The following is a 12912-nucleotide window of genomic DNA, read 5'->3' on the forward strand; positions in this document are numbered from 1 at the left end:
CACGCACTCAGACAAGGATATTCCCAAATTTTTTATCCCTTCGGTTTGATACTGTCAGTATGGAGATAAAGAGGGAGTTGCTTGAGCTGATGCTTGCAGTGGCGAAAGAGAATCATCCAAATGAGATTGTTGCACTGATCACAGGGAGAAAAGGGATTGGAGAAGAGTTGATCTTCCTGCCCTTTGAAAGCGGTGAGACGATGGCCATAATCCATACCGATATGCTCCCGCTCGGGATGAAGATTCTTGGAAGCTTTCACAGCCACCCAAGGCCAATTCTGGAGCCATCTCAGGCGGATCTCAGCATGTTCTCGAGGATCGGAAAGTTCCACATAATCGTAGCATACCCCTATGATAAAAAATCATGGAGGTGCTTCGACAGGTATGGAAATGAAATTGAGGTGAAAATCCTGGATTGAATGTTGAATTTATTGGATAGGGAATCAACTCAGGATCACATCAAGCCCAGAGCAGATAGTTCATCCGCGATCTTTTCAACAGCAAGCCTTGCATCTTCTGGACCCTTTCCACCGGTAACTACCATCTTGCCCGAACCGAAAATCAACACAACGACTCTTGGCTTGTTGAGCCTGTAAACAAGTCCCGGAAACTGCTCTGGCTCATACTCAATGTTCTCAAGTCCAAGTCCAATGGCGATGGCGTTTAGGTTCAAGTCAACACCCAGATCTGCTGAAGCGACAATATTCTGAACCTTAACTTCTGGCTCGAGTATCACATCGATACCGAGCTTGCTTATTATCTTGACCACCTGTCTTACAGCTCTATTGGCATCCTCAACACTCTTCGATCCTGTGCAAACTACCTTACCACTCCTAAAAATCAGAGCTGCGGCTTTAGGATCTTTTGTTCTGAGTACAAGCCCTGGAAACTGCTTTGGCTTGTATTCTGCATCCTTAATCTCCCGTGCTATCTTATTCAGGTCTATATTCTCACCAATCTGAGTGGATGCAACAACATTCTCTATCTTTATTTTGTAATCTTTCATTTCAATTCCCCCACATAGGGCATTATATAAACTATATAAATACCTTTGCTTATTCACAACCATGGTTGTTCAAAAAATTCGAAAGATGCGAGAGATACAAGAGATGCTGTACAGCAGGAAACTCATGCTCTTCATCGTAATTGCCAACTTGATGGGTGCGGTTTATGGATATTATTACTACAGATATCAGCTAATGGCAAGTCCCGAGTACTTCTGGATTTTGATCACGGACTGCCCGAATGCGAGCCTGTTCATAGCTGTGGCTGTAACTTTAATACTGATTGGCAGGAAGAGTGATGACTTTTCTTTCTTCTCTTCAGCGAATCTGTTCAAGTATGGGTTATGGACGATGAGCGTTCTGATATATCATAAAGCATACTTTTTCTCAGGAGGAAGGTATATCCTCTATTCGTTTATTTTTGTAACTCACTTCCTGCTCTTTGTTGAATCATTCTGGTTGATAAGCTTGGCTGAGAATGTGAGCAGGAAAGGCCTGATGCTGACTGTTCTGTGGATGGTCCTGAACGATTTCTCGGATTACATTCTGAATACCCATCCATACATTCCTGAGAGTGGTATCGAACTGGTGGCAGCATATACGGTTATTCTTTCAGCTGTCAGCATTCTGTTGATGAAGCGTTTTGTTGGTCGGGCTTTTTTGCATCCCTAACTTTTTTATAACTCTTGCCGGGACACCTCCTGCGAGTACATTTGGTGGGATGTCTGAGTTAACGAGGCTGTGAGCTGAGATTATTGAATTATCTCCGATCTCAACTCCAGGAAGAATTGTGCAGTTAGCTCCTATCGTGACATTCTTTCCTATCCTGACTTCTCCAACTCTCAGCTCGTCAATAAGAAATTCGTGGGCGAGTATGACTGTGTTGAAACCGATTATCGAGTTATTTCCTATCTCGATTAGCTCTGGGAAAAATATGTCCAGAGTGGACTCAAGACCGAAGGATACATTATTTCCAAGCTTTACACCAATCCTTCTCAAAAGCCAGCATTTCAGTGATAGAGATGGAAGGATTCTGCAAATTGCGATTATGATGTAGTTTAACGCCACGATAAGGGGATTCTTGGCTTTCGTCCAGTATCTGAGGGAGTTTTTATCGCTGCATTTTATGAGCGTTCTTGTTTTTCTCTGAGCCATGGGCATTCTTGTTCCTGTTTTTAAAGAAGTTTTTCGGTGGCAGGGTGTCAAGCAAGGGATGGAAAGGGATGGATTTCGGCAACCTTTAAAGGGTGCTGAAGAAAATTGAGATTGAGCTTTAAGGTGTGCAAGGTGATTGAATTTTGGTAAGCTGTAGGTTGTTACTGAAAAGGTCTCGCTTTTGCTTTGATATGTCAAGATCCATCGACGTTTCAGCCATCAATACTCTAAAAGCTCTCAAAAACAGTCAAAACCCTCAATCCCTGAAAGGCACATCAACTTCCATAAAATCATGTGCAACTACAACATCATCAAAAATCTCTCTGGCTTCTTCAAGCAGGGGTGATTGATCCTTTGAGTATCTTGCACTTATATGTGTCAGAATCAGCATTTTAACATTCGCTTTAGATGCAATTTCAGCACACTCCTTTGCGGTAGAGTGCTTCGTCTCGATCGCCCACTCCATTAAATCGCTGGTGAAGGAGGCATCGTGTATAAGCAAATCAGCATTTCTGGAGATCTCGAGCGTGGTCTCGCAGGGCCTTGTATCTCCGCTATAGATGATCTTTCGCCCCGGTCTGGGTTTTCCAAGTACCATATCTGGAGTTATAAGCTTACCATCTACTTCAACGCTCTCCCCTCTCGCCAGCTTTGAATACAGTGGCCCTGGAGGAATTCCAAGCTCTTCAGCCTTCTTTCGATTAAACTTCCCCCTCCGGTCGTTCTCTATAAACGCATATCCATAGCTCTCAACGATGTGATCAGTTCTGAAAGCCACAACTCTGAACCCATCGAACTCGAAGACAGAATTGTCTTTCACATCCTTTACCTCTATTTCATATTCTATGTTATTGTAGCCGAACATCTCGAATAGTTTCCTGAGAAAAATCGCATTGGGGGAGTGTATTGTCAGTTTATCCTTTCTGTCGTTGAGCGATAGGGTCTCTATTAACCCAAAGATCCCGGCGAAATGGTCTGTGTGGAGATGGGTTATGAATATGTTGTTCAGCCTCCTGAATCCAGTCTTTGCTATCATCATCTGCCTTTGCGTACCCTCTCCACAGTCAAAGAGTACTTTCTCGCCATTGTAATTTATCAGAATGGACGAGGGATTTCTATCCACACTCGGAATCGTACCAGAAGTTCCGAGAAAAACGACCTTGAGAAACATAACTTTGCTTTAATTGCTTTAACTGTCCAGTACTTTAAAAAAGAAAATCAGGTTTCGAGAACAATCTCGATATTAACATCCTTTGGAACCTGTATCCTCATTATTTGCCTCAAAGCTCTCTCATCCGCTGCGATGTCTATAAGCCTTTTGTGAATCCTCATTTCCCAGTGGTCGTAGGTCTCTGAACCCTCGCCGTCAGGAGCCTTTCTGACGGGAACCACCAACCTCTTGGTTGGTAGCGGCACAGGCCCACTAATTTCAACCCCTGTTTTTCCTGCGATCTCCTTGATCTGGTTGCATATTCTGTCGAGATCACTTGGATTGAGTCCTGAAAGCCTTATCCTTGCCTTGTATCCCTTAATTGCCATAAGAGACCCTCAAAAAAAGAAATATAGAAAATTAGACCTTCTCAGTCAGATCGAGAACCATTCCAGCAGCAACGGTCTGACCCATGTCTCTGATGGCAAATCTGCCGAGCGGTGGAATCTCCTTGACCTTCTCGATGACCATTGGTCTTGTTGGCTCAAGCTTGACTATTGCTGCATCACCAGTCTTGAGGTACTGTGGGTACTCTTCCTTGGCCTGACCGGTCCTTGGATCGATCTTCTTCTGCAACTCTACAAACCTGCATGCTACCTGTGCTGTGTGGGCGTGAACAACCGGTGTGTAACCAACTGTAATTGCTGTTGGGTGCTGAAGGACAACAATCTGTGCGGTGAAGTCCTTGACGACTGTTGGTGGGTTGTCAACATGTCCGCAGACATCTCCTCTCCTGATCTCGTTCTTGCTAACACCCCTGACATTGAAACCGATGTTATCTCCTGGCTCGGCCTGTGGGATCGGTTCGTGGTGCATCTCAATGCTCTTTACCTCTCCTTTCGAGCCACCGGGCTGGAATATGACCTTATCACCGACCTTCAGAATACCTGTCTCGACTCTGCCTACTGGAACCGTACCGACACCGCTTATTGAGTAAACATCCTGAATCGGGATTCTCAATGGCTTGTCAACTGGCTTCTCTGGGGCCTTGAGGGCGTTGAACGCCTCGAAGATTGTTGGACCGTTGTACCAAGGAGTCTTATCGGACTTCTTTAGGACATTGTCTCCGTTGTATGCGGATGTTGGGATCATTGGAACCTCATCTGGCTTGTAACCTACCATCCTTATGAGCTTTGAGACCTGCTCCTTAACCTCTTCAAACCTCTTCTGATCGTAGTTTACCTTGTCCATCTTGTTTATCGCAACGATGAGCTGGTTTATACCGAGCGTTCTTGAAAGGAACACATGCTCCTTCGTCTGAGCCTGTACACCATCGTTGGCATCCACAACGAGAATAGCTGCATCAGCCTGTGAGGCTCCTGTGATCATGTTTTTGATGAAGTCTCTATGCCCTGGACAATCGACGATTGTGATGTAGTACTTATCCGTCTCGAACTTTCTGTGAGCGACATCGATTGTGATACCTCTCTCCCTCTCTTCCTTGAGCCTGTCCATGACCCAAGCGAACTCGAATGTAGCCTTACCCTTCTCCTGTGCCTCTTTCCTGTACTTCTCTATAATGTGCTCCGGAATCTCTCCCGCCTCATAAAGCAATCTGCCAATTAATGTGCTCTTTCCATGGTCAACATGCCCGATCATGGCAATATTGATGTGTTCTTTCTCCTTCGCCATAGTACCATCCTCCTCCTAAATTCTTTACAAATCTTCTCCCTATCTTTTCCAATCGGTTTCGATAACAGGATATATAAAACTTTCACTACCCTTCTAATCACGCACGATAAAAAAGGTTAGGATAGGAAATCCTCTGGCTTCGGTATTTCGAGCTTCAGACCCTTTCTTTTCCTGACTTCCATCACGAAGGATTCAACCATTCCCTGTGGGACCTCTTCGAATCCTGAAAGCTCTGTGCTCCATATAGCCTTTCCGGCAGTAGCAGATCTAATGTCTCCAGCAAATCCGAACATCTCCTTGACTGGAGCCTTGGCAACGACAGTAACCATATCTCCTTCAGTCTTCATCTCCATGATCTGTCCTCTTCTGCCCTGAATTTCTCTGGAAACACTTCCGAGCATGTCCTGCGGGACTGATATGAACACCTTCTGGTATGGTTCAAGCAGTGTTGGCTGGGCCTGCAGTATGGCAGCGAATATTGCCGATCTCACTGCAGGAATAACCTGAGCGGGACCTCTGTGCACAGCATCCTCGTGGAGTTTACAGTCAACGAGCTTTACCTTGACACCCATAACAGGCTCTCTCGCCAGTGGGCCAGCCCTCATAGCCTCTCTGAATCCCTCAAGAATTAACTCCATTGTTTCGTTCAGATACTGGATACCCTTCGTCACGTCCGTGAAGATGTTTCCTTCGTAGTATTCCTGGATACCAGCAGCCTCCTCTTTTGTGAGTCCGAGCTCTTCGAGGATTCTCCTTCTCTCTTTCTTGTCCATTTTCATATCCACTTTGCCTTCCTTAAACGCCTGAATGATCTCTGGTGGGAGCGGTTCAACAACGATGTAGAACCTGTTGTGCTTGTTGGGGCTCTTCCCCTCGACTGTTGGTGATGTGGCTGTTACGGTCTCTCTGAAAACTACTATTGGCGGTGATGTAACAACCTCGAGGTTCTTGTCTCTCCTTATCTTCTCGACGGTAACCTCGAGATGCAGCTCACCCATACCGCTCAGCAGATGCTCTCCAGTCTCCTCATTGAGCGTAACCTGTAATGTCGGATCTTCCTTGGCTATAGCCCTAAGAACCTCGATCAGCTTTGGCAGATCTCTCGGGTTCTTTGCCTCAATAGCCATCGTAACCACAGGCTCACTGACATGCTTTATTGACTCGAATGGTATGAATCCTTCCTTGTTCGTGCAGGTTGAACCAGCCACAGCATCCTTCAATCCAACAACAGCAACTATGTTTCCTGCTGGAATCTCTGGGACATCAACCCTCTTCGGACCCATGAAAAGACCAACATTCTGTATCCTGTTCTTGGCCTTTCTATCAACAACGAAAAGCTCCATTCCACTCTTTATCGTTCCGCTGAACAGCCTTCCAACGGCAATTTCACCGGCATGCGGATCAGCGATTATCTTGGTTATCATTAATGCTACGGGCCCCTTGGGGTCGCATTTAATCATCGCTTTACCTTCTTCGCTCTCGATGTCTCCCTTCCAGATAACCTTTATTCTGTCCTTCTGTGCCTGCAATGGATTTGGCAGATGTCTTACGACCATATCAAGCACTACAGTATGGAGTGGCGATTTTTTGGACAGTTCATTAACCTTGCCCTCTTTGATGTATTCTGTGACTTCTTTAAATCCTATTCCAGTTTCTTTCATAGCGGGTACACTGACAGCCCACTTATACAGGGCTGAACCGAATGCGACGCTGCCTTTGGTTACATCCAGTCTCCACTCATCATATCTCTCTGGCTTCATAGCCTTGATCAGCTTGTTAACTTCATTTATTACATCGATGAGCCTCTTCTGCATCTCCTCCGGGCTGAGTTCAAGCTCCTTTATCAGCCTGTCAACCTTGTTGACGAAAAGAACGGGCTTTACATTCTCCCTCAACGCCTGTCTCAGGACGGTCTCTGTCTGGGGCATCACACCCTCAACAGCATCAACAACAACTATAGCACCATCAACAGCCCTCATCGCTCTTGTAACATCTCCTCCGAAGTCAACGTGCCCCGGAGTGTCGATCAGGTTGATGAGGTATTCCTCACCCTTGTAGTTGTGAACCATCGAGACATTTGCGGCGTTGATTGTTATACCTCTCTCCTGCTCCTGTTCGTCAAAGTCAAGGTAGAGCTGCCTTCCGGCAAGCTCTTCGCTTATCATCCCTGCTCCAGCAAGGAGGTTGTCACTCAGCGTCGTCTTACCGTGATCGATGTGAGCGACAATACCCATGTTCCTGATCTTCTCAGGCTTGTACATCAATTCCTGAATCTTATCAATCATTTTCTTTGCTCTCGCCATGGCTACCACCGTTATCTTGCACTCTTAGCTACTCTCTCAATTTCTTCCTTCTTTGCTACAGCAAAACTCTTACTGTCGTTATTTGCTGCAGAAATAATTTCATCAGCTAAGCATGCTTCTATACTCCTCTTGGATTTGAAGCTCGCTTTTCTGGCTCCCTCAGCTATGTTTCTCAGGGCTATGTCGAGCCTTCTGAGACTTGAGGTATCAACTGACTTTGGAACAGCGATACCTCCATACTTCAGCCTGACTATCTCCTCTCTCGGGCCAGCATTAATCAAAGCATCAACCAACACTTGAAGAGGATTCTTTTTGGTCTTCTTTTCAATAATCTCAAAGGCGGATTTGACGATATTGTAAGCGAGGATCTTCTTACCTGTATTCTTCTCCTTTCTCATGACTTTGTTTATTAGCCTCTCAACGATGAAGACTTTCCTCTTTCCGAACGGGATCTTGGAATGCCTTCCATGGGTGTGATAGACATACCTCGGCTCTAATGAGATGTAGTTCTTCAGAGCTGGATCACTGATCTCAACCTCTTCGGGATCGTACTTTCCGAAAACGAGCAGTTCTTCTTTCGTAAACCCGTATGTCATTTTTTCACCTCAGTGGTTTCTCTTTCCTGCCCTTCCACAACTCTTTGAGGGAAACATTGTTCACCTTGATGACCTTGTATCTGATTCCCGGGATGTCACCCATACTCCTTCCCATTCGTCCGCCTATCTTTTCCACCACTACTTCATCGTGCTCATCGATGAAGTTTATCGAGCCATCTCCCGGCGTGAATGCTGAGATCTGCTTACCGTTCTTTATCAGCTGAACCCTCACGGCCTTTCTGATACCTGAGTTTGGCTGTCTTGCCTCAACTCCAAGCTTCTCCAGCACTATGCCCCTAGCCATCGGTGCACCCTCTAAGGGATCAGATTTCACATTCAGCCTGAGCACTCTCCTTACATACCTTTTATCGCTCCACCTGAACTTCTTCTTTTGCTCAATAAGCTTCTTCCCTGCGAACAAGCCTCTACCCATATTCGATCACCTGCTACTTCACAATTATACTCTCAATATTGTGATGTCTTTTGGCAAGTTCCTTTGCCTTATTTATGTTTTTACCTCCCTTCCCGATCACAAGCCCCTTGAGCTGGGGGTTCACATTTATTATTGCGATCTTTTTATCATCCTTTTCTTGTATCTTCACCGTGATATTGATCGGTTTAAAAATGTTTACTATGAATTCAACTGGATCATCGGAATACTCTACAACTTCTATTTTCTTTCCTATGATTTCTCTTGTTCTCTCTATATTTATTCCGCCCTTTCCGATTGCAGTGCCCATATCTCCTTTCTTTACAACAAAAACGACCTTATCTTCCTGAACCAGACAATCTTTAACACTCGCACCCGTTAAGCTCTCAAAAAGGGTTAAAAACCTTATGCTTTCAGTGGATAATTTGAGTCCCATTCTCTCATCCTCTTTTAATCGTTAATCAAATTTCAAGCATCTCAAACAAAACAAAAATTAGATTATGTTGAGAATCTCTGATTCTCCTGGCTCTATTATTGCAAGCATTGAAACGCTGAACGGCTTTCCACATGTGGCTCCGAGATCAATATTTGTGCCGTTGTAGGTGATCACCGGAATCTCAAACTGCTTCAATTTCTCAGCAATCTCTTCCGGGCAGTTGTTTGCCATTATCACGAGCTTTGCATCACCCTTTTTCAGAGCCTTGATCGTTCTTTTCGATCCCAAATACACTTTTCCTGTGTTTAAAGCTCTTCTCAAAGCCTTATCCACATCGATCTTCATTTTTCATCCCTCCGACTCAAATTAAATTTTTTCCAATCTTTGAAATTAATTCCACATCACCCGTTCCGAGTTTGATCGGCTGTCCGACAATTATATTTTCCGTTATTCCATTCAGTTTATCAACATCTCCTCTTACTGCTGCATCGAGGAGGTTGTTGACGGTCATTTCGAATGCAGCCCTCGCAAGTATGCTCCTCTTCTCGCCAGCAACACCATGCCTTCCAACCTGTCTCAGCTCGCCATCAGATGTCATCGCATCTGCGACGAGCATTATGTGCCTGTCATCCACTTCCAGACCCTGCTCTTCAAGCGTTGATTTAGCCTCATTTATTACAGCATTTCTTGCTGCCTCTATACCCAGAACCTCATATATTTCATATATATTATTTGTTGTCGTTCTCGTGAAGTCAACACCCTTGATCTTCATAACTTTTTTGAGGTTCGAACCCTCTGTATACAGCACATACTCATCATCTTCCTTTCTGATGATGACTCTCCTGATCTCCTTTATTCCTACTAATACGGTCTTCTTCAGTTTGTCGAAAGTGTTCATCAGCGTTTTGTACGATGGCTCCTTGATCTGAATCACGAGGTTTCCTTCCTCCTCCTCAACCTCAACCTTCAGATTCTTTTCAAGCTTCTTTTTGATCTCTTCCAGCGTAAGCTGTTTTCTCTCCATTGCATGCGTGTCTGGCTTGATGATAATCCTCATGTTGACTATATCTGTTAATATCTCGGCGATATCTGTCACATATGTTGCCTCAATCCTGTTGGCAACCTCCCTCGCCTTATCCCTGTTCTTGGCGTATTCATCTTTCAGCCTTATCGTCATCATCGGAGTTGATGGGTTCTTTCTGACATCCATTATTTCTATGAGTCTTGGCAGACCGAGGGTAACATCTATCTCCGCAACTCCAGCGTAGTGGAAGGTTCTCATCGTCATCTGGGTTCCCGGCTCTCCTATTGACTGTGCAGCCACGATTCCTGCAGCCTCCCCCGGTTCAACAAGGTTCTTGAGGTAAGCTTCAAAACATCTCTCAACAACCTTTTTGGCCTTGGTCTTGTTAACATTCAGCCTCTCAAGTTCCGCATTAATTTCCTCCTTAACTTTCTGAGGGAAGGGATACTTGTCGAGAATATCTTTGTACTTCATACCGATCACTCCTCTTTAGCCTCGGCAACCTCTTCGCCAAGAACCTCTTTAATTATCCTCTTAACATCCACAGCCTTACCTCTAAAGCTCTTCATTGGATCCACGCCATCCTCTCCATACTTGAACTGAACAATAACATTGGATGTCTGTTCTTTCACAGTCCCATCATAGTCAACTTTCAGATCCTGCAACGCGTTGATAAGCCTCCTCTGCAGGTATCCTGACTGGGATGTTCTTACAGCAGTATCTACCAGACCCTCTCTACCTCCAACGGCGTGGAAGAAGAACTCAATCGGGTTCAACCCCTCTTTGTAGCTGCTCCTGACAAAACCTCTCGCTCTTGAGCCAAGATCTCCGGGTTTGAAGTGGGAAAGGGTTCTGTTGGTGTAGGTGTAGCCTCTCTTTATCCTTTCACCTCTGACCGACTGCTGCCCGATGCACGCAGCCATCTGGGTCAGGTTGAGCATCGAACCTCTCGCTCCACTGACGGCCATTATCACGGCCGAGTTGTCCATACCAAGATACTTGCTCGCTATGTTTCCAGCCTTGTCTCTCGCCCTTCCCAGTTCCTGCATGATTTTCATCTCCAAGGTTTCTTCAATGCTTCTTCCCGGCATTGGTTCGAGATTCCCCTGCTTGTACTGCTCGATCAGCTCATCAACCTTCTTTTCAGCCTCATCCAGCACCTCTCTGATCTGTGCAACCGCTTCTTCTGGAATCTCCTCATCGCTGATTCCGAATGAGAAGCCCGCATTCATTATAGCTCTTATGGATAGCTGTGTCATGTTATCTATGAACTTCCTCGTCTCCTCTGGGCCGTATTTTCTCATAATTTCGTCGATGATTATTCCCTTGAAAGCTCCAACGGACTTTTCGTCTATGGTTCCCTTTATCAGTTCTCCCTTCTTTATAATGACATAGGCATCGTGCTCACAGTCCTCTCCCTTGCACTCTGCACATCCCTGGCAGATCTCGGCTTTGTATTCCAGTGATATGTCCTTCGGCAGGATCATGCTGAAGATCTGCTTTCCGGTCCAGTAGCCATCCTCTTTTGGCTCAGGAATTTCCCCAACATCGAGCCTCCTCGTGAGATATATGACCTCCTCCTTCGTGAACTTCTTTTCTCCTCTGGTGAGCAGATACAGACCACTGATATGGTCATGGATACCTCCAATAATCGGCCCTCCAAACCTCGGTGAAAGGATATGCTCCTGAATAGCCATCAGCACCTTCGCTTCAGCCTGAGCCTCGAGGCTCTGGGGAACATGGAGGTTCATCTCATCTCCATCGAAGTCAGCGTTGTATGGCGGGCAGACAGCTGGATTCAACCTGAATGTCTTGTAGGGCAGGACTCTGACATAGTGGGCCATGATGCTCATTCTGTGTAATGAGGGCTGCCTGTTGAACAGAACTATGTCTCCATCCTTGAGCTGTCTCTCAACAATCCATCCCGGCTCGAGCCTCTCGGCAATCTCCTCAGCATTCAAATCTAGAACCCTTATCCTCCTGCCATCGCTTCTTATGACATAGTTAGCTTTCGGATGCTCCTTTCTCAGTATGTACTCTCTCGCCTCATCTATGTTCTTCTCCGTAACGAAGATTGGAACGGTCAGTTCCTGAGCAATTGAGATTGGCACTCCAACCTCCATTATGCTCAGGTTGGGATCCGGACTGATTACGGTTCTTGCTGAGAAGTTGACTCTCTTTCCTGAGAGGCTCCCTCTGAACCTTCCTTCCTTCTCTTTCAACCTCTGGGCGATCGTCTTTAACGGCCTCCCGCTTCTGTGCCTTGCGGGAGGAATTCCGCTCACCTCGTTATCCAGGTAGGTGGTGACATGGTACTGCAGTAGCTCCCACAGGTCTTCGAGTATCAGCTGCGGAGCACCGGCATCCTTGTTCTCGATGAACCTCTGGTTTATCCTGATAATGTCAACGAGCTTGTGTGTTAAATCATCCTCACTCCTCTGCCCGGTTTCGAGGATTATTGATGGTCTAACTGTGACTGGTGGGACGGGGAGAACAGTCAGAACCATCCATTCCGGCCTTACCGCCTTGGGATTCATTCCAAAAACTGGCAGGTCGGAATCCGGAATTCGCTCAAGCCTCTCCCTTACATCCTTTGGCGTCAGCCTGTGATCTCCTTCATAGAAGAATGTTGGTTTGTCGAACTTTATGTCGAACTGATCTGCATGGCAGTGCGGACACTTCTTGGCAGCTTTTGTTATCCTGAAAACCTCCTTGACAACATCTTCATAATCCTGATTCAGGCTCTTTCTCCTCTCAATTTCCTCTATAAATTTATCTCTCTTGGAATCGGGTAAAAGGACCCTTCCACATTCTCTGCAGGTTGAGGCTAGTAATTTTGCTATCAGCTTTGCATATCCAACATGTATAACCGGAGCTGCAAGCTCTACATGCCCGAAATGTCCGGGACATTCTCCTGCTTTTCCTCCACAGGTCTTACACCTCAATCCCGGGTCGATTACACCCAGTCTAGGATCCATCAAACCAGCTTCGATCGGAAAACCGTCATCATCGTATGTTTCTGAGGAAATGATCTTCGTTACACTCATCCTTCTGATCTCTTGGGGACTCAAAACTTCAAACCTGATTGAATCTATTCTTTTTGGAATCATAACCACACCTCT

14 protein-coding genes are annotated in these 12912 nt (G+C 45.7%); 2 read left to right on the top strand and 12 right to left on the bottom strand.

Features of this window, described 5'->3' with window-relative positions:
• The first annotated feature begins 59 nt into the window (after positions 1-59).
• Complete coding sequence (locus ASULF_RS03410; RefSeq protein ID WP_015590306.1) at positions 60-419, top strand: Mov34/MPN/PAD-1 family protein; 360 nt, start codon at positions 60-62, stop codon at positions 417-419.
• 35 nt (positions 420-454) lie between these two features.
• Here ASULF_RS03410 and ASULF_RS03415 read toward each other — a convergent pair whose 3' ends face one another.
• Positions 455-1006, bottom strand: coding sequence for a TATA-box-binding protein (locus ASULF_RS03415; RefSeq protein ID WP_015590307.1), 552 nt, complete (start codon positions 1004-1006; stop codon positions 455-457).
• Positions 1007-1067: 61 nt separating this feature from the next.
• Here ASULF_RS03415 and ASULF_RS03420 point away from each other — a divergent pair, with 61 nt between their 5' ends.
• Complete coding sequence (locus tag ASULF_RS03420; RefSeq protein WP_015590308.1) at positions 1068-1676, top strand: DUF1405 domain-containing protein; 609 nt, start codon at positions 1068-1070, stop codon at positions 1674-1676.
• Here the strand turns inward: ASULF_RS03420 and ASULF_RS03425 are convergent.
• The 11 genes from ASULF_RS03425 to ASULF_RS03475 all read right to left on the bottom strand — a co-directional run bounded on the left by ASULF_RS03425 (position 1617) and on the right by ASULF_RS03475 (position 12900).
• Positions 1617-2159 carry an acyltransferase gene (locus ASULF_RS03425; protein ID WP_015590309.1) on the bottom strand — a complete coding sequence of 181 codons (543 nt, stop codon included), beginning with the start codon at positions 2157-2159 and terminating at the stop codon, positions 1617-1619. The two genes, ASULF_RS03420 and ASULF_RS03425, sit on opposite strands and share 60 nt — an antisense overlap.
• 256 nt (positions 2160-2415) lie before the next feature.
• The gene (gene rnz, locus ASULF_RS03430) at positions 2416-3330 is read right to left on the bottom strand and encodes a ribonuclease Z (protein ID WP_015590310.1); all 915 of its coding nucleotides are present in this window, start codon (positions 3328-3330) and stop codon (positions 2416-2418) included.
• Between the two features lie 47 nt (positions 3331-3377).
• The gene (gene rpsJ / locus ASULF_RS03435) at positions 3378-3698 is read right to left on the bottom strand and encodes a 30S ribosomal protein S10 (RefSeq protein WP_015590311.1); all 321 of its coding nucleotides are present in this window, start codon (positions 3696-3698) and stop codon (positions 3378-3380) included.
• Between the two features lie 31 nt (positions 3699-3729).
• A complete protein-coding gene (gene tuf / locus ASULF_RS03440; RefSeq protein WP_015590312.1) occupies positions 3730-5001 on the bottom strand; it encodes a translation elongation factor EF-1 subunit alpha in 1272 nt (423 codons plus the stop codon).
• Between the two features lie 116 nt (positions 5002-5117).
• Positions 5118-7304 carry an elongation factor EF-2 gene (locus ASULF_RS03445; RefSeq protein WP_015590313.1) on the bottom strand — a complete coding sequence of 729 codons (2187 nt, stop codon included), beginning with the start codon at positions 7302-7304 and terminating at the stop codon, positions 5118-5120.
• A gap of 11 nt (positions 7305-7315) precedes the next feature.
• On the bottom strand, positions 7316-7900 hold the full coding sequence (locus tag ASULF_RS03450) for a 30S ribosomal protein S7 (protein WP_015590314.1): 585 nt from the start codon (positions 7898-7900) through the stop codon (positions 7316-7318).
• Between the two features lie 4 nt (positions 7901-7904).
• Positions 7905-8333 (bottom strand): 30S ribosomal protein S12, encoded by a 429-nt coding sequence (locus tag ASULF_RS03455; protein ID WP_015590315.1) that lies wholly within the window; start codon positions 8331-8333, stop codon positions 7905-7907.
• 13 nt (positions 8334-8346) lie between these two features.
• Positions 8347-8766 carry a NusA-like transcription termination signal-binding factor gene (locus tag ASULF_RS03460; protein ID WP_015590316.1) on the bottom strand — a complete coding sequence of 140 codons (420 nt, stop codon included), beginning with the start codon at positions 8764-8766 and terminating at the stop codon, positions 8347-8349.
• Positions 8767-8823: 57 nt separating this feature from the next.
• Positions 8824-9111, bottom strand: a complete 288-nt coding sequence (locus ASULF_RS03465) for a 50S ribosomal protein L30e (protein WP_015590317.1) — start codon at positions 9109-9111, stop codon at positions 8824-8826.
• Positions 9112-9127: 16 nt separating this feature from the next.
• A complete protein-coding gene (gene rpoA2 / locus ASULF_RS03470) occupies positions 9128-10264 on the bottom strand; it encodes a DNA-directed RNA polymerase subunit A'' (protein ID WP_015590318.1) in 1137 nt (378 codons plus the stop codon).
• Between the two features lie 5 nt (positions 10265-10269).
• Positions 10270-12900, bottom strand: coding sequence for a DNA-directed RNA polymerase subunit A' (locus ASULF_RS03475; RefSeq protein ID WP_015590319.1), 2631 nt, complete (start codon positions 12898-12900; stop codon positions 10270-10272).
• Positions 12901-12912: the final 12 nt, after the last annotated feature.

The organism is Archaeoglobus sulfaticallidus PM70-1 (genome assembly GCF_000385565.1).
Taxonomy (GTDB): domain Archaea; phylum Halobacteriota; class Archaeoglobi; order Archaeoglobales; family Archaeoglobaceae; genus Archaeoglobus_A; species Archaeoglobus_A sulfaticallidus.